Annotated in this window: 22 protein-coding genes; 1 reads left to right on the plus strand and 21 read right to left on the minus strand. The window is 34.5% G+C overall.

Annotated elements, in window-relative coordinates:
• Positions 1-145: 145 nt before the first annotated feature.
• From NX902_RS14695 to NX902_RS14750, 12 genes are all read right to left on the minus strand, one after another.
• Positions 146-919, minus strand: a complete 774-nt coding sequence (locus tag NX902_RS14695) for a CheR family methyltransferase (RefSeq protein WP_341160805.1) — start codon at positions 917-919, stop codon at positions 146-148.
• A 510-nt stretch (positions 920-1,429) separates the two neighbouring features.
• Positions 1,430-1,876, minus strand: a complete 447-nt coding sequence (gene ndk / locus NX902_RS14700) for a nucleoside-diphosphate kinase (protein WP_095331840.1) — start codon at positions 1,874-1,876, stop codon at positions 1,430-1,432.
• 135 nt (positions 1,877-2,011) lie between these two features.
• Positions 2,012-2,974: a heptaprenyl diphosphate synthase component II gene (gene hepT / locus NX902_RS14705; RefSeq protein WP_123257847.1), complete on the minus strand. Its 963-nt coding sequence runs from the start codon at positions 2,972-2,974 to the stop codon at positions 2,012-2,014.
• A gap of 200 nt (positions 2,975-3,174) precedes the next feature.
• A complete protein-coding gene (locus tag NX902_RS14710; protein ID WP_095331837.1) occupies positions 3,175-3,876 on the minus strand; it encodes a demethylmenaquinone methyltransferase in 702 nt (233 codons plus the stop codon).
• Positions 3,877-3,882: 6 nt separating this feature from the next.
• The gene (locus NX902_RS14715) at positions 3,883-4,695 is read right to left on the minus strand and encodes a heptaprenyl diphosphate synthase component 1 (protein ID WP_095331835.1); all 813 of its coding nucleotides are present in this window, start codon (positions 4,693-4,695) and stop codon (positions 3,883-3,885) included.
• Positions 4,696-5,024: 329 nt separating this feature from the next.
• Positions 5,025-5,297 carry an HU family DNA-binding protein gene (locus tag NX902_RS14720; RefSeq protein ID WP_016203034.1) on the minus strand — a complete coding sequence of 91 codons (273 nt, stop codon included), beginning with the start codon at positions 5,295-5,297 and terminating at the stop codon, positions 5,025-5,027.
• 445 nt (positions 5,298-5,742) lie between these two features.
• Positions 5,743-7,221 carry a stage IV sporulation protein A gene (gene spoIVA, locus NX902_RS14725; protein ID WP_095331833.1) on the minus strand — a complete coding sequence of 493 codons (1,479 nt, stop codon included), beginning with the start codon at positions 7,219-7,221 and terminating at the stop codon, positions 5,743-5,745.
• A gap of 657 nt (positions 7,222-7,878) precedes the next feature.
• On the minus strand, positions 7,879-8,928 hold the full coding sequence (locus NX902_RS14730) for an NAD(P)H-dependent glycerol-3-phosphate dehydrogenase (protein WP_095331831.1): 1,050 nt from the start codon (positions 8,926-8,928) through the stop codon (positions 7,879-7,881).
• A gap of 14 nt (positions 8,929-8,942) precedes the next feature.
• A complete protein-coding gene (der, locus tag NX902_RS14735; protein ID WP_095331829.1) occupies positions 8,943-10,253 on the minus strand; it encodes a ribosome biogenesis GTPase Der in 1,311 nt (436 codons plus the stop codon).
• Positions 10,254-10,648: 395 nt separating this feature from the next.
• A complete protein-coding gene (locus NX902_RS14740) occupies positions 10,649-10,834 on the minus strand; it encodes a capping complex subunit for YIEGIA (RefSeq protein WP_095331827.1) in 186 nt (61 codons plus the stop codon).
• A complete protein-coding gene (locus NX902_RS14745) occupies positions 10,831-11,721 on the minus strand; it encodes a YIEGIA family protein (protein ID WP_095331825.1) in 891 nt (296 codons plus the stop codon). Before NX902_RS14745 ends, NX902_RS14740 begins: the two co-directional genes overlap by 4 nt.
• Positions 11,718-12,326 carry a YphA family membrane protein gene (locus tag NX902_RS14750; protein ID WP_095331823.1) on the minus strand — a complete coding sequence of 203 codons (609 nt, stop codon included), beginning with the start codon at positions 12,324-12,326 and terminating at the stop codon, positions 11,718-11,720. Before NX902_RS14750 ends, NX902_RS14745 begins: the two co-directional genes overlap by 4 nt.
• Before the next feature lie 214 nt (positions 12,327-12,540).
• On the opposite strand from NX902_RS14750, the gene NX902_RS14755 reads away from it, so the two are divergent.
• The gene (locus NX902_RS14755) at positions 12,541-12,678 is read left to right on the plus strand and encodes a YpzI family protein (RefSeq protein WP_095331821.1); all 138 of its coding nucleotides are present in this window, start codon (positions 12,541-12,543) and stop codon (positions 12,676-12,678) included.
• 46 nt (positions 12,679-12,724) lie between these two features.
• On the opposite strand, the gene rpsA is transcribed toward NX902_RS14755, so the two are convergent.
• From rpsA to NX902_RS14800, 9 genes are all read right to left on the minus strand, one after another.
• Positions 12,725-13,864 carry a 30S ribosomal protein S1 gene (gene rpsA, locus NX902_RS14760; protein WP_095331819.1) on the minus strand — a complete coding sequence of 380 codons (1,140 nt, stop codon included), beginning with the start codon at positions 13,862-13,864 and terminating at the stop codon, positions 12,725-12,727.
• 190 nt (positions 13,865-14,054) lie between these two features.
• Positions 14,055-14,732 (minus strand): (d)CMP kinase, encoded by a 678-nt coding sequence (cmk, locus tag NX902_RS14765; protein ID WP_095331817.1) that lies wholly within the window; start codon positions 14,730-14,732, stop codon positions 14,055-14,057.
• Positions 14,733-14,989: 257 nt separating this feature from the next.
• Entirely contained in the window at positions 14,990-15,163 is a 174-nt protein-coding gene (locus NX902_RS14770) for a DUF5359 family protein (RefSeq protein WP_163186170.1), read from the minus strand.
• Between the two features lie 98 nt (positions 15,164-15,261).
• Positions 15,262-15,933, minus strand: a complete 672-nt coding sequence (locus NX902_RS14775; RefSeq protein ID WP_095331815.1) for a flagellar brake protein — start codon at positions 15,931-15,933, stop codon at positions 15,262-15,264.
• A gap of 298 nt (positions 15,934-16,231) precedes the next feature.
• A complete protein-coding gene (gene ypeB, locus NX902_RS14780) occupies positions 16,232-17,578 on the minus strand; it encodes a germination protein YpeB (protein WP_123257850.1) in 1,347 nt (448 codons plus the stop codon).
• Between the two features lie 12 nt (positions 17,579-17,590).
• On the minus strand, positions 17,591-18,532 hold the full coding sequence (sleB, locus tag NX902_RS14785; RefSeq protein WP_235850306.1) for a spore cortex-lytic enzyme: 942 nt from the start codon (positions 18,530-18,532) through the stop codon (positions 17,591-17,593).
• A 246-nt stretch (positions 18,533-18,778) separates the two neighbouring features.
• Complete coding sequence (prsW, locus tag NX902_RS14790; RefSeq protein WP_095331809.1) at positions 18,779-19,447, minus strand: glutamic-type intramembrane protease PrsW; 669 nt, start codon at positions 19,445-19,447, stop codon at positions 18,779-18,781.
• A 39-nt stretch (positions 19,448-19,486) separates the two neighbouring features.
• Positions 19,487-20,464, minus strand: a complete 978-nt coding sequence (locus tag NX902_RS14795; protein WP_123257851.1) for a YpdA family putative bacillithiol disulfide reductase — start codon at positions 20,462-20,464, stop codon at positions 19,487-19,489.
• 195 nt (positions 20,465-20,659) lie between these two features.
• Positions 20,660-21,937, minus strand: a complete 1,278-nt coding sequence (locus tag NX902_RS14800) for a Glu/Leu/Phe/Val family dehydrogenase (protein ID WP_095331805.1) — start codon at positions 21,935-21,937, stop codon at positions 20,660-20,662.
• Positions 21,938-22,492 lie beyond the last annotated feature (555 nt).

Below are 22,492 nucleotides of genomic sequence, written 5' to 3' on the forward strand. Positions count from 1 at the left end.
AACATACCAATCCTGTTATGAATAGTGAAAATCTAAAAATCTTCGCAAAATATTACAACGCGATAATCCTTTTCATAAGAAAAATAGCAATCATGTAAACAATGGCAAAACAACGATAAATTTGCAGTGTTGTTTTGCCATTAACTTATATTTTCCGATAAAAAAAAGTATCTGCTGTCTCAAATCCATATTTAGCAGGTGTAAAAATTTGCTCTGTACTCCCTACAAAGAAAATTCCACCAGGTTTTAAAGCTTGAGAAAATTTATGGTAAAGTAAATCTTTTGCATCCTCTGTAAAATAGATAAGAACATTTCTACACACAATTAAATCAAATGGTCCGCCAAACGAATCCGATAATAAGTTTTGCTTCTTAAATGTTACATTTCTTTTAACTTCCTCTTTTATTTTGAACATTGCACCATCTTTTTCAAAATATTTATCTTTTTGAGCGGATGGTACTTCGTTTAATGCTCGCTCTAAATAAATGCCCTTTTTTGCCCTGTCTAAGGCGTTAATATCAATATCCGTCGCAAGAATTTGAAAGTCTCTCAACTTCATTTCATTGGAAAGAAGCATAGATAAAGTATAAGGCTCCTCTCCTGTTGAGCAGGCGGCACTCCAAACCTTTAATTGTGCTTTTGATTGTAGAAGAGAGGGTAAGATTTTTTTCTCCAGTACTTCCCAGCGCTTATAATTCCGGTAAAACTCAGAAACATTAATTGTCATTCGATCTAATAGCTCGTCCAATAAATTTTTATCCTTATGTATCGCTTTAAAATAATCTTCAAAAGAAGTAAAACCCCTTTTTTCATAAAGAGATGTCAACCTTCTTTTCATTTGTGCCTCTTTGTACAAAGACAAATCTATTCCTGATAATTTGTAAAAATTCTTTATAAAATCTTGAAAATCCTTCTCCATTTAAAATTCCTCACAAGTATAATAAAATCAACTACTTTTTAAGTATATACGATTTTCCCACAAAACGGCCAAATTTTATTCCGATAATTCATATAATTACTAGAAAAGCGGAAGCGACTGGTTATCGGCGTACAAACTGGAGGGCGCTGACTGAGATAAAGGAAACACGGGGAAGCAGTGAGACGATGTTGACTTATCGTAGGGAAGCGACCGAAGTTTGCTAGAAGATAGGCGCTGAAGCTTGACATTGAAAAGCGGAGGGCACTCGGTAGGGGCGTGTGGGATGGAGCGACCGTTCCTGAGATATAGGATACACGATGAACGTTAGTGAATCGATGTTGCCTTATCCTAGGGAACGGTCGAGAAGCCCATCAGCCCCTAGTGCCCGGAGCTAGACATCAAAAGCGGAAGCGGCTGGATATCATCGCCCATACTCCAAGGTAGCCGGTCTCTTAGTTTAATCATTCAAAAAAAATAGCTGCCCTGCATAGGACAGCTAAGTAAGCTATATTAGTAAATCCAACTATCTAATAGTTTCTTATACTCTACTATTTCTTCTTCTTTAAAGAAAAGAGCAATTTCTCTTTGAGCACTTTCTATCCCGTCAGACCCATGGATAATATTTTTATGTTTTACTACTCCAAAATCACCACGAACCGTACCAGGCAAAGCTTCCAAAGGATCCGTTTTTCCCATCATCAGTCTTGCCTTGGCAATAACTTCCTCTCCTTGCCAAACCATTGCAAAAACAGGACCTGAAGTAATAAAATCTACTAATTGTGTAAAAAACGGCTTGCCTTTGTGTTCTGCATAATGTTGTTCCGCTAAATTTTCCGTAATATGAATAAGCTTTGCTCCAACAAGTTGAAAACCTTTTTCTTCAAAACGGGTTACTATTTTCCCTATTAAATTTCTTTGTACCCCATCTGGCTTTACCATTAGAAATGTTCTTTCCATAAGCTCACTCCTACCATATGTATTAGACTAGTAAACATGGTCATTCATGAAAAACTTACCACAAAAACCCAATTTATGCAAAAGAAATTTAAAAACGCTTTCATCAAAAACATGTACAAAAGGTATGCTTATTCCTTAAAATTTGCGCTTTCCTAAATATTTAGCGATATTATTAAGTGCAGATTTTGCTTTTCCATTTGGCAAATCATGGATAGTTTGCAAAGCCTTTTTTAAATACAAATCACTAACCTGCAAGGAACGATCGATAGCATCTGTATTTTTGATCATGGAGATAATTTCCATTAACTCTTTCTTAGGCATTGCCTCATGAACAGTTATCACTTTATCGCGCACTTTTTCTTGTTCCATCGCGAATAAAACAGGCAAAGTAATATTTCCTTGAAGTAAATCTCCACCAGCAGGCTTTCCTAATTCTTCTTCCGTACCTACAAAATCGAGAACATCATCTATGATTTGATAAGACATTCCAACATAATAACCAAATCGATATAACTTTTGTTGATAATCTTCCTCAACATCAGAAACAATAGCCCCTACTAACGAGCTTGCCGATATTAATAATGCCGTTTTCCGTTTAATTCGTCGAAAATAATCCCTTATATTTTGATCAAATCGGTATTTATCTTTTATTTGCTGAATTTCACCGATACATACTTCCACTATCGTATTAGCAAGGACTTTGTGAGCAGCTGGCTTATCTATCTCACTCATAATTTCTATTGACCTAGCAAAAATATAATCCCCTGTATACATGGCTACTTTATTATCCCATTTTGCTTTAATCGTCGGTTGGCCTCTCCTTAAATCGGAGTCGTCTATAACATCATCATGAACTAAGGATGCCATATGAATTAATTCTAATGAAATAGCTGCCTTTTTTATAACCTGAATATCATAGTTACCAAACTGTCCAGCAAGCAATACGAATATCGGACGTATTCTTTTGCCACCTGCTTGCAATAAATGTAACGATGATTCTCTTAAAATGGAAGAGTTCGCCTGTACCGTTTCTTCCAAAGCTTTCTCAATCTTATCTATATCCGAATTCAAAAATGAGTACATCATTTTTAATTTCACTAACTACTCACCCAACTTGTATCGATATTTTAAAATAATTATCCAGCATAAAAATGCTTATATATAAATTTAATCCTATTTATGAAAAAAAGAGGTCTAAATACAAGGACAAGAATACAGGATTAAAATGTAGTCCTCCCATCTTGATCCAAATATTGCTTATTGGATTTTGATTTAGACTCTCCTCTATGATTGCACGATTATTTATATCCTATATGAACCGCAGCAACACCACCAAAATAAGGCTTATATGTCACTTTCTTTAGTCCAGCTTCTTGAAACATCAGAGCAAGTTCTTTCATACCCGGAAAGTCACGTGCCGATTCTTGAAGCCATGAATATTCCTTATAGCTTTTCGCAAACAATTTCCCGAAAACCGGCATGATATATCGAAAATAAAAGTAGTATCCCTGTCTAAAGATCGGCATTGTCGGCTGGGATGTTTCTAAACAAACTACCAATCCACCTGGCTTTACCACTCTTCGCATCTCTTTTAAAACAGTTAAATAATCTGGAACATTTCGTAAACCAAAGCCGATTGTCACAAAATCAAACTGATTATCATCAAATGGCAATTCCATAGCATTCCCGTGAATAAGCTCAATATTCTCATATCCCATTGTCTTTTGTTTACCGATACTCAACATATTTTCACTAAAATCAAGTCCAACTACTTTGCCGTTTGGTCCAACTTGCTCTGCTAGGCTAATTGTCCAATCAGCTGTTCCGCAGCATACATCTAAACATGCTGCTCCTTTAGGCACATTCATTCTCTTCATCGTGTCTTTTCGCCATAGTTTATGTTGCTGAAAGCTGATGACTGAATTCATTTTATCGTAATTACTATAAATTTTTTCAAATACATTATGTACCTTTTCTTCTTTAGATTGCTGCTCTTGCATTTTTAATTACCCTTCCTCTACGTACAATTGTTGTTTGTTTATTGCATTTAATAACTGATAGGTATTTTCTCTAAACACTGCTTGTAATTCAGGAAGATTTTCTAGCATCTCTTCTAGTCGTGAACTTGTCTCTTTTAAATATTTATCTAATACGGCTGTTTTAGCACTTATAGATAATAAATTGTTCTTATTCTCATACTTATAAAATGTTTCGACAACGATTGATCCTTGCGTGCGGTCATATAATTCTTTTTCTTTTTGTATTCGATAAAGAAACAAATATTCCTCTACAAGCGATTTCCATCCATCTAATTGATAAAAGTCCACAAGCTTTTTAATTAATGCTCCCTCAATATTTTTCAGGCTTTCTATTACCTGCTCTATTGTTTTCGCATTCTGATGATAAAAGAATATTTTATTCTCATTTACCTCTTTAATTCCTTCTGCAAGGAATTTAAGCATTTTAAGGTCTTCGATTTCAGCTAATATTTTATAATATTGCCCACTATATAAATCCCCTGCTAATACTGTTAACTGTCGATTTCTTTCGTTCCCTTTATGCATCTTTTCATTTGTAACAAGCTCATGGGTATCAAGGGCAATTTGTATAAGTGTAATAGTTGTTGCATATGTAATTATTTCTTGTTTTTGTATATTTGCCTCTAAAAGGACAGATATAATTAGTAAAATCTTATGTTCATCTATAACCGGATTTGGTATATGTTTTTGCAAATAATGATTCGAAGTTCGCTCAATCACTCTTTTTTTTACACTCTCTATTAATTCCTGCATAACCATAACATCACCCTTGTTCCCCATTTATTCCTGGTTTTCTATAATTTCGTTTCTCGCATCTGCTTTTAATTAAGACAGGTGAAACTATCTTTCGAAAGATTGTCTATCTATCTTAGAGCTACAAATTAACAAAGCAAACTTAAAAAAAATACTTTCCATTTCTATCACATATTCTAATTATTATATCACAAGAAAAAGTAAAGGGATACAATTGGCACTTAGGAAAGGGTCTGCTTTATCTTTTCCGAATTAAATGAACATAATTCAGCTTTGTTTCTTTGCACCATTAAAAATAACAGAAAAAAACCGCGATAATTTTCGCGGTTTTAGTGAAATACTATCATTGTATGTAATTATTTCACTGCGTCTTTAAGTGCTTTACCTGGTTTAAAAGCAGGAACTTTACTTGCTGCGATTTCAATTTCTTCACCAGTTTGTGGGTTACGACCTTTACGAGCCGCACGCTCACGTACTTCAAAGTTACCGAAACCGATAAGTTGTACTTTATCACCATCTTTTAAAGCATTCAAAATTGTATCGAAAACAGCGTCAACTGCTTTAGTAGCGTCCTTTTTTGATAGTTCACTTGCTTCAGCAACTGCATTGATTAATTCTGTCTTGTTCATGCCTTTCACCTCCTCCCGAGTGTTTCAAATAAAAGCTAAAAATTAGTTTCATATCTTTATTTGTAAACAAATTAACGGAATTATATACGTCCTACTGAATTTTTTCTTAATTGAGACCAATTGGTTTCTACTAAAAAGAAATTCCAGTATGAAAAGCCTTAAGCTTTTAATAAAGATTAAGAAACCTTTTATAACGCTAATTCCTTTAAAAGATTATCATAATCATTTCTGCATATCAAGAAATTTTATATATTGATAGCAATATTTTCTTATTTTGAAATAAAAGCGTAACATTAAAACCATATTTTTACCAATTTCATCCATAATTTGAGCAGAAATGGAACTATTCTCCCGTTGTTTCAACAAAGTTATAAACGGGTATATATCTAATAAAAGAAATGCCTTTTTATTTATTCATCAAAAAAAGAACTCTAAAATAGAGTCCTTACAAAATAATTGCTATGAGTCCACCAGAGCCTTCGTTAATAATTCTTTCTAATGTCTCTTTCAGTTTATAACGTGCATTTTCTGGCATTAATGACAATTTTGCTTGTATGCCTTCTCGGACGATGGAACTTAAACTTCTTCCAAAAATATCCGAATTCCAGATAGATAATGGATCATCCTCAAAATCTTGCATTAAGTATCTTACTAATTCCTCACTTTGCTTTTCAGATCCAATGATTGGGGCAAATTCACTTTCCACATCCACTTTAATCATATGGATGGATGGTGCAACGGCTTTTAATCTAACCCCAAATCTCGAGCCTTGACGAATGATTTCCGGTTCATCTAAACTCATATCCACTAATGAGGGGGCAGCAATGCCATACCCAGTTTGTTTCACCATTTTTAAAGCATCTGAGATTTGATCATATTCCGTTTTAGCATGTGCAAAATCTTGCATTAATTCTAGTAGGTGGTCTTTTCCTCTAATTTCCACACCTACAATTTCTTTAAGGATATCATCATATAATTCATCTGGTGCAAACAAATCAATTTCTGCGATACCTTGCCCCATTTCTATACCTGCAAGACCAGCATTTTCAATGAATTCATATTCACTAAATTGCGAAACGACTCTATCCACATCTCTTAATCTCTTAATGTCTTTAACTGTTTCTTTTACTGCTTCTTGATAATTATCTCTTAACCAATGATTTTCTCTTAATACCATTACCCAGCTTGGTAAGTTTACATTTACCTCTAAAACTGGAAACTCGAATAATGCTTCTCGCATAACATTTAATACATCTGTTTCACGCATACTTTCTACACTCATGGCAATAACTGGAATATCATATTTTTCGGAAAGCTCTTGTTTTAGAGCATCAGTATTAGGATGATAAGGCTGAGCACTATTAATAATCATAATAAATGGTTTACCAACCTCTTTTAACTCTTCAATTACTCTATTCTCAGCTTCTAGATAGTTACTTCTTGGAATATCACCAATCGTACCATCTGTTGTAATAACGACTCCAATTGTACTGTGTTCTTGAATAACCTTTCTTGTTCCTATTTCAGCAGCTTCATGAAATGGAATAGGCTCTTCATACCATGGTGTATTGATCATTCTAGGACCGTTTTCATCCTCATAACCTTGTGCACCCGGCACAGTATACCCGACACAATCTACAAGCCTAATATTCACTTCTAATCCTTCATCTACTTTAATAGAGGCCGCTTGATTTGGAACGAACTTTGGCTCTGTTGTCATAATTGTTTTTCCTGCTGCACTTTGTGGAAGCTCATCTTTAGTCCGAGCTCTATCACCTTCATTGTCCATGTTTGGGATAACAACCAATTCCATGAATTTTTTTATAAAAGTTGATTTTCCGGTACGCACTGCTCCTACTACACCTAAGTAAATATCACCGCCCGTTCTTTCGGCAATATCTTTAAAAATATTTACCTTTTCCAAGTGATCCCCTCCTGAACTTTTCCTAGTACATGGGATAGAATTATCCATTTAATACTATTAGACAATATATATTTATGATGTTGTCCTATCTCTTTATGCCTTATTTTTTATTTTCCTCCCCTTTTTTTTGCTAGTTTTTATTTTAAAGTAATAAGACCTTTGTTTATGAACGTAAAAATGATGCCCATCTATACGTTTTCTTTTTATGAAACTAGCATGAATTCATTTATAAGCTATATTAATCCAATTTGTTCTGTGTATGAATAAATAAAACCTTCTCTTCAATATATACAAGAAGAGAAGGGATATGACACTTTTTGTTTGGAATCACCTATAAAAGACTAGAAAAACTAATCTGATTATCAGCCAGTCTATTAAACTTGCCAAACTGTTACAAAGACATATATCGTTCAAACAATATAGGATAATGTAAAGCGTCGAAAAACAAAAAAAAATCAAAGTAAGAAGTAGGGGAAACTTCTCACTTTGATTTCCATTGACTATTTGACCCAAACCCTGTTCATTCCACTAGGTTGCTTCAAGGCATTTTATGTTATTACATCCATTTTCGAACCATTAAAACGCCTAAATTTCCATAAAAAGATTTCGTTCATTCTCCTTTCATAAGAAAGGATTTACAAAGTACACATCTTTTCCTTATTCTATGTACTGAGAAGCAAGAATGTTTATTAAATCTTCCATTTCGTTCGTTTTTCCTCTGGCCATTAAGCTTTCGACTGCTGCTTTTGCATCTTGGCCATTGAATAAAATTTCGAATAATGCATTTGTGATAGGCATCGTAACATCGTATTTTTCGGAAAGCTGATGGGCTGCTTTCGTTGTTCGAATTCCTTCTACAACCATTCCCATTTGCTCCAGTACTTCTTCTAGTGCATGACCTTTTCCAAGCATATTACCTGCTCGCCAGTTTCTTGAATGAACACTTGTACAAGTAACAATTAAATCTCCAATCCCAGTCAAACCAGCAAAAGTAAGTGGATTTGCGCCCATTCTTGTTCCAAGTCTTGCCATTTCAGCAAGTCCTCTTGTAATTAATGCGGCCTTTGCATTATCACCAAAACCTAATCCATCTGCAATCCCTGCACACACTGCAATAATATTTTTCAACGCCCCGCCAATTTCTACTCCGATAAGGTCCGGATTTGTGTATACTCGAAAATTATGATTGATAAATAAATCTTGTACCAGTTCAGCTTCCTTCATATTTTTAGAAGATACTGTAACAGTCGTCGGATGACGCAAGCTTACTTCTTCCGCATGACTAGGTCCAGAGAGCACAACAATACTCTTTCGGATGCTTTCAGGTATCTCTTCCTCCATTATTTCAGAAATTCTAAGTAATGTACCAGGTTCAATTCCTTTGCTTACATGAACGAACGTTTTCGGTTCTTTAATATACGGGAGTAATTGAGGAATTACCTCACGCATCGCTTTTGTTGGTACAGCTAAAACAATGATATCCACATCATGAACACTCTCTTCTAACGAAGTAGTGCCTTTTACTTCATTGGGTAAGGTAATTCCAGGCAAATATTTACTATTTTGATGTAAATTATTTATCTCTGCAATATTTTTCTCATCTTTTCCCCAAATATGAATAGTATGACCATTGTCGCCAAGTACTAATGATAGTGCTGTCCCCCAGCTTCCAGCACCAATCATCGCTACGGATTTTTTATCTTTCATCCTTTACACCTCTTTTATTTTCTTTCTCTTGCAAATATTTTAATCGGTGTTCCTTCAAAACCAAAGGCATCTCTAATCCGATTTTCTAAAAATCGCTCATAAGAAAAGTGAAGCAATTCTGGATCATTTACAAAAACAACAAAAGTAGGCGGTCCAACTGCAACTTGGGTAGTATAGTATATTTTTAATCTTTTTCCTTTATCTGTTGGAGTTGGATTCATCGCAACCGCATCCATTATAACATCATTTAACACACTTGTTTCCACTCGGCGTGTATGATTTTCACTGGCAACTTTAATCATCGGAATTAAAGTATGAATACGTTTCTTTGTTTTCGCAGATAAGAATACAATTGGTGCATAGTCTAAGAATAAGAAATGCTCCCTTATATTTTGTTCAAAGGTTTTCATTGTTTTTTCATCTTTTTCTACTGCATCCCATTTATTTACAACAATAATAACTGCTCTTCCTGCCTCATGAGCATAACCAGCAATTTTTTTATCTTGTTCAATAATGCCTTCTTCCCCATCAATAACTACTAAGACAACATCCGATCTTTCGATTGCTCGTAATGCTCTAAGGACACTATATTTTTCTGTAGACTCATATACTTTTCCTTTTTTTCTCATTCCAGCTGTATCGATAATCACGAATTCTTCACCATTAACCGTTACTTGGGAATCAATTGCATCACGCGTTGTTCCTGCAACATTACTTACGATTACGCGGTCTTCGCCTAACATTGCATTCACTAATGAAGATTTCCCAACATTGGGTCTTCCTATAAGCGAAAATTTAATAACATCATCATCGTAATCCTTTGTATCACGCTTAGGAAAATGCTTTGCAGCTTCATCCAATAAATCTCCAAGTCCTAGACCATGTGAACCAGAGATCGGAAACGGTTCTCCAAATCCTAATGAATAAAAATCATAAATTTGTTCTCTCATATCTGGGTTATCTACTTTGTTTACAGCTAACACAACAGGCTTTTTCGCTTTATACAAAATCTTCGCCACTTCTTCATCTGCGGAAGTAACACCTTCACGACCGTTTGTTATAAAAATAATAACATCTGCTTCCTCAATTGCAATTTCTGCCTGCATACGTATTTGGTCTAAAAATGGTTCATCCCCAATATCAATACCTCCTGTATCAATAAGGTTAAAATCATGATTTAACCATTCTGCCGAGCTATAGATACGATCTCTCGTTACTCCTGGTATATCTTCTACAATAGAAATCCGTTCTCCTACTATCCGATTAAAGATAGTAGATTTCCCAACATTCGGTCGTCCAACTATTGCAATAACTGGTTTCGCCATCGCTATCATCCCTTCATATACATAATCATTCTATCCATGCAGCATGATTCCTTAGCAGTATAAACCTAAGGTAATCACGATGTTAAAGAACATTTCTTAGATTATTTATTTCTTTTATGAACGTAAGCACTAAAGCTTTTTTGTACTTTCCGTTTTTATAGCTTCGTTTTGAGTATGTCATAAACACTAATTCAAAAAATTCTCCTTCAAAACAAAACCAATAATCGATTTGCTCAAGTAATACCCTTTAACAAAAAATAGTAAAATAGGGGTTAACCCTTAAACTGAGAGGTAGACCCCTAACTAAAATAGTTTATCAAAGAGATGATAACCTAGCAACATAAAACTATATTTCTTTTGCATAACCTTACTTTTTTCTAGCTCTCTTATGATAATTAATGTTTTACAATAATAAAAACTTCCTCGCTGATTTTATGGGCAATCCCATCTAATATTGCTTCTAAATTAGTCGCAACTGTTTCTAATTCCTTTGTATCTTGGCAATAAAATACACCTGTTCCTGGAGCAACTTTATTTGGATTAGTTGTTATGGAGGCTAAAATGTATTTCTCTAAAGTCATTCTAACTCATCCTCCCTTTCTTCACGCTTACTTGGCATGCGAATCGCATTTTCTAGAGTTGGAACTGCACCAATGATACGAATGGCCTTTTTTTCATTATGTATTTGAGGTAACACAAATACAGCAACTCTTCCATCTTCTAGGTCTCTCTTAGCTAGAGGTACTAACGCAGGTGTTCCGGAGTCACGGTATACACCCAGAGCTGTTGTAACATCATATAAAATTGCTTGTCTTTGACCTAAATTTGCAATGGTAGTTCTCGCATTAAAATTCTTTGGTGTGAGAATAAATCCCATCCCATATTTCAACACTTCTTTCTGTCGCTCCGGTAACCCAATATTCATAATATAAATGGTATCAATATGTAAACCAGCCCCTTTAAATGTCGGTTGAACATATTCTATATCTACTATATCCTTTAATTGACCACCAGACATTAGTTTCTTCGCTATGACAACCGAGATGATTGCTGCAAGTATTCCTGTCCATATGTTGAAAACAATATAACCAAACGTGCTGACTAAGCCAGCAAACATTACTAAATAATTTCTACTTTCAAAAGCAATCGCGATTCCTTCGATATATGTTTTTCCTCTTGGTACCATTTCAAAACTATCTAGTTCTGTTAACGTATTTCTCTCCATATTTCTAACTTCACGAAATTGAGAGGCGGCAACAGTAAGGAAAGTTACTGCTGTAAAATCTTTGTTTAATATGGATGGTATTGCTACGGATCCTAAACCTGCTGCAATAAAACCTAACGCTATATGAATGATTTTCCCATGTAAATAAGTCGGATATTGTCTATAATCAGTGCGCAGCATAAACATCCTTAACAAGGTTCCAACAATTACTCCAAATAGAATTGGATAAACGAAATTACTCATAAGTTTTTTTGTCTCTCCTTTTCAAGCAAAAATACATAATTTTCCCATCTAACAAGTGTTATTTTTAGGTAATAAAGAGAAATCAATCCTAGCAAACCAAGTGTTAAAAAATCGAAAAAGGCCATTGAACCAATGGAATAATCCATCTGATAGCTTCTTAAAAGGAAGCTTAAAACTATCTCCCCATTAATACTTCCAATCAGCAAAACAAGTATTTGGCAAGATATATTTTTGTGCACCAAGATAAGGAATGTAAATAATATACTTGTTTTCAGCCATACACCCGGAATGAATACCCAAAAAGGATCAATGATGGCCATTAACTCATATGTAACATAAGCTAACATCATAAAAAAAGACGAAACAATCGTATAAATGCAGTTCTTCCATCGCAAAGTACCTGTATAAAAAAACGACATTATTAACACAACTAGGAGCAAAATGGAGCAACTTTTTCCTTGCCATTCCCACTGGTAAGGACTTAAAATAATTGCTGTTAATATATAAATAGAATATTTTGTTCGCTTTGGATTATTTTTGTCCATAAAAAACGTTGTTATTATCCAGATACACCATGTACAGAATAAAAAGATTGATCCTTCCATATCCTCACTCTCCTCTATTTTTCCATTATGTCTCGGAACTATGTAATTTAAACGAAAAAGATAGAAGAGTGCATAGGGACTATTCGGTAATTTTTTTAGGAATTTTTTTCATTAAGTATTTTCTGCATACGGAAGAATAATAAAAAGAACTTCTATGAAAGAAAGAAGGAGACATCCATTTTATAATGGAAATGAAAAACAGGAGGCATTGTAAATGGGTAAAGATAGACAGGAAAAAAAATTAAAAAATAGTAACAGAGTAGAATCTGATCGCGATCAAGCACTTCATTATAATGGTTCCACTCGCTTACAAAGTCCAGAAGAAGGAAGATTACTAAACGATAATAAGTAAAAAGACAAAGAGGTAGCCAAAATGGCCACCTCTTGATTATATAACATTAATTTTTTAACTTTTTCAATTGCTCACCAATCATATCTCCTAATTGGAAACCTTTTGATTCTTCAGGAAGTTCATATACTTCTTCTTCGTCTATTTCTTTTTCTGTTAATTCTTTAATACTTAAAGAAAGGCGTTGTTCTTCTTCATTCACATCTAAAACTTTTACTTGGACTTCTTGTCCTTCTTTTAATACTTCGTGAGGTGTTCCAATATGCTTATGGGCAATTTGAGATATATGAACAAGACCTTCAACCCCTGGGAATACTTCAACAAAAGCCCCATAGGAAACAATACGTTTTACAGTTCCATCTAGAACACTACCTTTTTCAGCACGCGCTGCAATGTCTGCCCACGGTCCTGGTTGTGTTTCTTTAATAGATAAAGAGATACGATCATTATTACGATCAACACTTAATACTTTCACCTTTACTTCTTGCCCTTCTTGAACTACATCTGTCGGACTAGAAATATGATCATGAGATAATTGCGAAATATGAACTAATCCATCAATTCCGCCTAAATCAACAAAAGCACCAAAATCTGTAATTCTTTGCACGGTACCTGTAAGTGTTTCGCCAACTTCAATTGAGTCAAGGAGGTTTTGTTTTTGTTTATTTTTCTCTTCCTCAACAACTGCACGGTGGGATAATATAAGGCGACTCTTGTCTTTTTCCAATTCTACAATTTTAAAAGAAATGATCTTCCCTTTGTAATCAGAAAAATCTTCTACATAATGAGCTTCTACTAAGGAAGCAGGAACAAAGCCTCTGACACCAAGATCAACCACAAGTCCGCCTTTTACGACGTCTTTTACTTCTGCTTCGAACACTTCGCCAGAATTAAACTTCTCTTCAAGCTGATCCCATGCTTTTTCCGCATCCACTTTTCTTTTTGACAAAACCAGAGCATCTTCTTCCACTTTAATTACTTCTAACTCAAGTTTGTCTCCTTCAGCTACTACATCACTCGCTTTTTCAATGTGAAGGCTAGATAATTCACTTATTGGTATAATCCCATCGAGTTTACTGTCGCTGATTGCAACAATCACCTGTTTCTCTTCCACTTTCGTAATCTGACCACTTACTACGTCTCCGACAGTATAATTATTTACAACTACATCATTTAATTCCTCAGACATATGTACTCCTCCTTCGACTCTATAGCGCCTAAACATTCTCGAAAGAATGTTTAGGCAACCGAAAATAAATTAATCATGCATACGATTTATAAGAAACCTTCTCTTTAAAGTTCTTACAAACTTCTTTTTTTGTCAAGTAAGAAACACTAGACTAGTTTGAAAGATTAAGTGATTTTTGCTTTCGTTTTCATTAATTACTTATTTTTTCTCTAGTTAGCTCCATAATTTTTTCGACTACCTCATTTATGGATAAAGAAGTTGTGTCCAATTCAATCGCATCGTCCGCCTTCTTCAATGGAGCAATTTCACGTTCTGAGTCTAATTTATCTCTTGCAGCAATTTCTCGTTTTAACTGTTCTAAGTCTGAATGATAACCTTTTGATACATTCTCTTTATGTCTTCTAATTGCTCTTTCATCAACAGAAGCTAAAAGGAAGACCTTTACTTCAGCGGTCGGAATCACATGGGTACCAATATCTCTACCATCCATTACCACCCCGCCGTTTACAGCAAACATTTGTTGTCTTCTTACCATTTCTTCCCTTACGAGCTTATGTTTAGAAACAATGGAAACAGAGTTTGTTACTTCACTTGAACGAATTTCCTTTGTGACATCATTGTTATCTAAAAAAATTAGTTGACCATGTTCACCTGGGAAAAGCTCAATAACTGTTTCATTTAACATATTTATTAAACTTTTTTCATCTTCTAAATTTAAATGATGATTAATTGCTTTAAAGGTCAATGCTCTATACATAGCACCTGTGTCAATATAAATGTATCCTAATTGTTCCGCAACAATCTTTGCAACAGTACTTTTTCCTGCTGCTGCAGGTCCATCAATTGCAATGCTAATTTTCTTTTCCATAAATCCTCCTGAACTACTGGCTCAAATATACCAATTAACTTATTAAAAAATTCTCCTATTCTATTTCTCCTCTAAAAGGAATGGGAAATCATAGCTAGTCCCATTAACAAAAGAGAAACAACATTAATAATACGGAGAGAAAGCTTTGCTTTTACGGCTTCACTTTCTTTTATTTTAACATATTCTTTCGATTTTTTATCATTAAATCCTCTCTTTTATCTATCTCTTTGGATAGGACAATTTATGAATAATCATCCTTATCTACCGAAGGTCTCAAGAAAGGAGACAAAATTCGAATCCATGACACCTTCATATTGAGTGATTGTTCTTATTTCCGGTATAAAATCCCAAGTATGAAGCATTTGCCCAATAATAAAAAAGACAATTTGAAGGGCGATAATCTTTAATAAAATTCTTTCAACCGTTTTCACTCCATGCAACTCCTTTTTCTACTGCTCTTATAAACAAAGCTAGACTCATGTAATATTTAGATTATAGGAATAGTATCGGAGTAAATGCATGCCTTTATTCAAATTTCAAGCCCTTTCTTTTTCAGTGATAGTTGACGGTCAAAGCTGAATCTTAGCATGGATTGTCGATCAACGGGATCGACGTCCAAAAATTCGATAGCCATTTTATAGTTCTGTTCGTTGTATTCGAAGATTTTTTTTATTTTCGCAGATAAATGTAGATAATTATACTCACCATTTTGTAAAGGTAAGACTACTGAAACTTTAATTTTACTATTTTGCTGAAGTTTTATATGTTTCGGAACTATTACCGCAGCTCCGCCTGCACTAAAATCCAGAGAAACAGTTGTAAATGGTTCTAAATTGTTCTCTTTCTCGAAAGGATGGATAGCCATATCAACACTTGTTTCAATCCTTACAAATTGTCTTCGCTGAATCTTAATCATTTGATCATCAGGAGGTAGCGAAAGGATTAGCAGGGGAACATTATTCTCTTTTTTCCTACCGATAACTTCTGAATGAAATAAATAAGCATTACCTTCGTTTGTTACAAAGTTAATCCTTAACTGAGCTCCATTCATGAGAAAAACAAGCTTGTTTGTTTCAAGGTGAATTGGATATTCAATACTGATTGATTTCTCCTCGACTCCTAAAATACGACTTTTATACTGTTCTACTTTTGTTTCGCCATGAATCGGTTCAATGACTAATGTGTCTCCTATTGAAATCACTTTATCTCACACTTTCCTTCCTATTTATATAAACGTTTTAATGCTACTGATCTTATTTTTTCTATATAAATTATGTAGTTCGTTTAGAAAATCTTAAGTAGACCTAAAGACCTAACGTTCAAATCCGGTTATTTATACCAAAATACCTACTTTTATGTATCATTATTGCATGAATGTTTTATATTTGGCAATACCGTCCATTCCATCATTAACAACACAGTAATTCTAATTCTATGTACCTATAATTAAAAAACTGTCAACAGACTTTTATTAAAGTTTGTTGACAGCTCTTTTCTAATTACACAACTTCTTCATATACAGGTTCAGCATTTTTTAACTTCTCTACCTTCTCTTCCACTCCATTATCAGCATTTATATAAATTCGATAAGTGTCTTCACCTAATGTCCCGATAAATTCATAACATAATACTTCTTCATTCATGTCATTTAAGATGATTGCCAATCCATCATCCATTATTTTTACTTGTTTATTAATTTTTTTTCGTGCATCTTGTTTGGAAATAACCGGATCTTTTATTTCTCTTTCTTTATTTGCCTTTAAATAATCCTCTGCTGCAAAACCAATGATATTTCCATTATCCAATGCAACCTTCATTTTGACACTATCTGGATAAATCTTCACTCCATCTATTTCAGTGACAAAATTAAACACACCAATATTTTCATACTGCATACTTTCAAATAACGCTAGATTTTTAAATTTATGTTCTTTTAAAAATTCAACTGCTTGATTACTTGCTTCATTTAGACTTATTTTATCTTTCTTAACTTCTCGAGAAACAATTGACCATATTGGATATCCGCCTTTTTTCGTGATATCCATGCTAGCTTCTACATTTGTTCCCTTTTCTTTAAGAGAAACACTATAAAAACCATAGTTTGATCCTTTACCATTTCCTGTAACTTTTACATCAACAGGATTTTTAAAATCTGCAAATTCTTTTGCGATTTCTTTGGCTTCTTTTTCTGTTATTGTCTTGCCTTTTAAATTTTTAAAGTTTTCATCTTTCTTTTCCATATTTACATTTGTCACACCAAAGCTTGTTTCCTGATAACCTTCTACTTTATCTTCTACCGTTTTTAACCCATCTATAATGGTGTTATCCAATTGTTTATCGGTAGCTAATGCCATTTCAACATCCATCCAGCGAAGATTATTTTCTAGTACCAAATGCTGCACGTTTCGTAATTCATCTTGAATGTCTGCTGCATCTTTATACAGCTTTGTTAACGTTTTGGATTCCTCATCCGATAACGGTTCTTTATTTAAATCTCTGACTGCTGTCCGATAACTAAAATCTCCGATATTCGCTAAAAACTCTTCTGTTTTATTAAATGGTAATAATGTCAATGGTAATTGACCTACATCTGAATGGGCTTCTGAAGTAATTCGCCATACTTCTGCCAATGCAGGAGACAGAGATTCTTGTGAATTCATTGCTAAAGTTGTCCCGATTTGATCATGAAGTAGGTCTACTTGATAAGTTAAATCATGAAAAGCTCTCTGGTAGTTATTCTCTGCGTTTAATAATACAGCATTTTTCTCTTTATGTTCTTGATAGCCCCAAAAGGCCACCCCTGCGACACCGAGTGTTAATACTCCTATTAATATTCCTCTTAACATTGTCTCACCCCACTATTTACAGAATATATGCTTACCTATTTGTTTAATTTGTGGTCGACCCCAGATCCATCCACTTGTTGCTGTATCTGGATTAAAGTAATACAGAGCATTTCCAGTAGGATCCCACCCATTTATTGCATCTAGAACTGCCTCTTTTGCTTGTTCATTTGGCGTTAACCAAATCTGTCCGTCTGCAACTGCTGTAAAGGCACGCGGCTCAAAGATTACGCCTGATACGGTATTTGGAAATGTTGAACTATTAACTCTGTTTAAAATTACTGATGCTACAGCTACCTGTCCTACATATGGCTCTCCTCTTGCTTCACCATATACAGCATTTGCCATTAATTGAATATCATTTTGTGAAAAACCATTTGGAACATTAGCTGCAGTTGGTTTTTTCCCCGTTGTATTTTCTCCGCCATTTGTATTAGTAGTATTTTGGGGAGCATTGTCGTTATTAGTTGCCCCTTGATTACTGCTTTTATTAGTCGTATTGTTGTTTCCAGCTGCATTTTTTTGTTTTGATGCTTGATCGTTATTATTTGTTTTCTTTTGTGCTGTATCATTTTGCTTTTTTGCTTTGCTTTTGTTCGAAGAAGGCATTTTTTGCTTTTCTAAATCTACTCCTCCATAATGAGAGAACTTTTTCCCGCGATTTATCTGTTCCTTGACAAATTGCTCATTGTATTTTGTTGCACTTGCTAACTTATTTTTCGTTTTCGTACCGGCTAATCCATCAATCGGCAAACCGTATTCATATTGAAAGTTCCTTAGTGCCCAATAAGTTTGCCAACCAAATACTCCATCAATCTTCCCATTATAATATCCTACATATTGAAGTCTTGATTGCAATTCAATAACATCATCTCCTACCGCTCCATGCTGAATAACCTGATTGGAAAAAGCATGTACTTTTTGTTCGGCGAAAGGAAATACTAGTAGTCCTGACATAACAAAAAGGCTGATTGATATTTTTGTGAGTAAAAACTTTTTATTCATGCTTATTACCCCCATAACTAATTACTATTAACATTAACTGTATTTTTTGTAGCAATTGGTTTTTTATACAAAAAAAAAGAAGAGTGAATGACATCACTCTTCTTTCTTACATGCTAGATGTTATAAATGCTTATTCCAAAGAGGATTTTAACCATTCCTCTTCCTTCATGGTAAATATATCCTTTACGTTATTCTTATTTAGGTTCCCGTCATTTTTCGAATAGGTTCGCTACTTAGTTCTCTAGCACTTTTCACCTTTCTAAGGCCTAACCACCATAAATAAAACATAAAAGGGGTGATGAAGATAAGCCAATTTTTCTCTAAAGAGACAATATAATCATATATAGCGTGAAGCAGAAAAGGAACAAGCAAGGAATAGACAAGCCATTTCCCTCTAGGAACAATAAATTTACCTTTTCCAAAATAATAACCCATAATAACCCCGAAAAGGGCATGACTAGATACAGGAAGCAAGGCTCTTCCGATTGCATACTCTAGTCCATTTGCCACTAAATACAAAATATTCTCCATCGTAGCAAATCCTAAGGACACGGCAACCCCATAGACTATACCATCGTAAGGCTCATCGAAATCAGCATGCTTCACCGCTGTATAAAAAACAATAAACCATTTAAAAAATTCTTCCAATAAGCTTGTGGTAAGCAAGGAACTCCAAATTCCCTCTGGAATGACATTCTCAGCTTGAATAACATATTGGATAAACATTATAGGAAACACAAGAAGTGCCCCTGTAATAAAAGACCGCATAACAAGTGATATTGGCTCAGAACCGTATTGGTCTTTTAAATAAAAATAGCTTAATAACGCTAAACCTGGTGCAAGTCCGGCTGAAAAAATCGCCAACATTTTATTTCCCCTTTTCCCCTATAGAAGAGTTGCACGGTCTCATTTATTTTTTTCTTGGATAGCCTTTGCGATTTGCGCACCATGAAATCTACCATTTTCAATAAAGATTTCATTCGCATTATTTCCAGCAGCAATTACCCCAGCAATAAATATTCCTTCCACATTTGTTTCCATAGTTTCCGAATCAAATACAGGTCTTCCTGTTTCTTTCTCAATTTCAATGCCCATTTTTTTCAAAAATGCATGATCAGGATGATAGCCGGTCATTGCAAAAACAAAGTCATTTTTTATTTCATGAAGCTTTCCATTTACTTCATACAGAAGAGATCCCTCTTTTATTTCGACAACATTTGCATGGAATTCCATTTTAATAATTCCTTTGCGGACTAAAGACTCGAATTCTGGTAAAATCCACGGTTTGATACTAGTGGAATATTCGCTCCCTCTATATAAAACTGTTACTCTTGCACCAGCTTTTACTAGCTCGATCGCAGCATCCACACTTGAATTTTTCCCGCCAATTACTGCGACATCATGATTAAAATAAGGGTGTGCCTCTTTAAAATAATGCATTACTTTATCCATGTCTTCGCCTGGAACATTCATATAATTGGGATGATCATAATAACCAGTAGCAACAATAACATAAGGAGCGATATACTCCTCTTTTTTCGTTTTTACAATAAACTCCTGTCCGTCTGTTCCGTCTGTTCTCTGAACGTCTAATACTTCTTCATATGCATGGATACGAAGATCTTTTCTTTTAACCACTTCGCGATAATAGACTAATGCTTGATTCCGATTTGGTTTATATTGTTCTGTTAAAAAGGCGACATCCCCAATCTCCAGCTTTTCACTTGTACTGAAAAAAGTTTGATGAGTAGGATAACCATGTATGGCATTTACAACATTTCCTTTTTCAATGATTAACGGATTTATATTTATTTCCTTTAAAGCGATCCCTGCTGCTAAACCACAGGGACCAGCACCAATGATAATTGCTTCTTCTCGTTTCAACATAGTCACTCCTAACATTTTACAAAAAGGTTAGCCCCTTCTAAAAAAATCCTTGCTTTACTATCATGCATTCTTTTTTAGCTATTAGATGATTCATAATCGAAAAGGCGTCCCTCAAAAAAGGTCCAATATAAAAAATCCCCTACCTATAAGGATAGGAGATTTTTGTAAAATCAGCAATAGATTTAATCAAATTTATATCCAACCACGGAATCTAGATGCTTCCGCCATTTTTCTAACCCCCACCATATATGCTGCCAGCCTCATATCAACTCGACGTATTTTGGCAGTATCATAAATGTTTTTAAAGGACTTACTCATTACTTTTTCCAGTCTTTCTTCCACTTCTTCCTCTGTCCAATAATACCCTTGATTATTTTGGACCCATTCAAAATAAGAAACAGTTACTCCGCCAGCTGAAGCTAATACATCTGGAACTAATAAAATTCCTCTTTCTGTTAAAATACGAGTAGCTTCTAATGTAGTTGGTCCGTTCGCCGCTTCTACTACAATACTTGCTTTAATATTATCTGCATTATGTTCTGTGATTTGATTTTCTATCGCAGCAGGTACTAAAATATCGCAATCCAACTCCAATAATTCTTTATTTGAGATGGTATTATTAAATAAGTTTGTAACAGTGCCAAAACTATCTCGTCTATCTAGTAAATAGTCAATATCTAATCCTTCAGGATCATGTAAAGCACCGTATGCATCCGAAATACCAATTACCTTCGCTCCAGCATCATGCATAAATTTAGCCAAAAAGCTACCCGCATTCCCAAATCCCTGTACGACGACACGCGCTCCTTCTATCTCTATCCCTCTTCTTTTTGCAGCTTCTCGTATACAGATAGTAACACCTTTAGCCGTTGCAGTTTCTCTTCCTTGTGAACCACCTAATACAAGTGGTTTTCCTGTGATAAATCCAGGGGAGTTAAATTCATCAATTCGGCTATACTCGTCCATCATCCATGCCATAATCTGTGAATTAGTAAAAACATCTGGAGCTGGAATATCTTTAGTTGGTCCAACAATTTGGCTGATTGCTCGTACATAGCCCCTGCTTAATCTTTCTAATTCACGAAAAGACATATCACGTGGATCACAGATAATGCCTCCTTTTCCGCCACCATATGGAAGATCAACGATTCCACATTTTAGACTCATCCAAATAGAAAGTGCTTTCACTTCTGTTTCCGTAACATTAGGATGAAAACGAATTCCTCCTTTTGTTGGTCCCACGGCATCATTGTGTTGAGCGCGGTAGCCTGTGAAGATTTTTACAGTCCCATCATCCATCCGCACTGGAATTTTGACTGTCATCATTCGAATCGGCTCTTTTAATAATTCATAAACTTCATCTGAATATCCAAGTTTATTTAAAGCTTTATGAATTACTGTTTGTGTTGATTTCAAAACATCGTGTTGCTCTTCTACATGATTCTTCTCATTAGATTTGTTGGCTACCATTAATAAATCCTCCTAAAAAACTACTTGTAGTTATCCACTGCAGTTCTTCTTTATAAGAATAATTATTTAGCTTCAATAGAATGCAAAACATAAATACAATTTTATTTGCTAATTCTAAGCACAGTATACACTTTTACTTACATTATGCAAGATCATTTATTTACTTATTTAGATTTATACGAATCCCTTCCTTTCAGAAGGCTTTCATTCCATAATATATTCTTTTTTTACTGTGATAAACTGTTTTTCCCCATTGCTAGTATCAGTATATTCAATTAAACGATTCTTTGTCCTACCTCACCCTCATTTAATTATCATTAATTCCTTTTTCTTCTACACTTTCCCATACAGCTTTTCCTGAGGCTAAACAAAAATCTAGTGGTGAAATACTATTATGTATCTTCCCCATTCCATTTTAACACTTTCAACAAGTTTTACCAATCATCAACTAAGAAATTTTTATGTACAAAATCCCCTTTAAACACACAAAAAAAGATAGATAATTCCAAACTCCGTCGAAGTTCCTATATCCCCGTTATCTGAGATTAACTTCAA

The sequence above is a fragment of the Niallia sp. FSL W8-0954 genome (assembly GCF_038005605.1).
In the GTDB taxonomy this organism is placed as follows: domain Bacteria; phylum Bacillota; class Bacilli; order Bacillales; family Cytobacillaceae; genus Niallia; species Niallia circulans_A.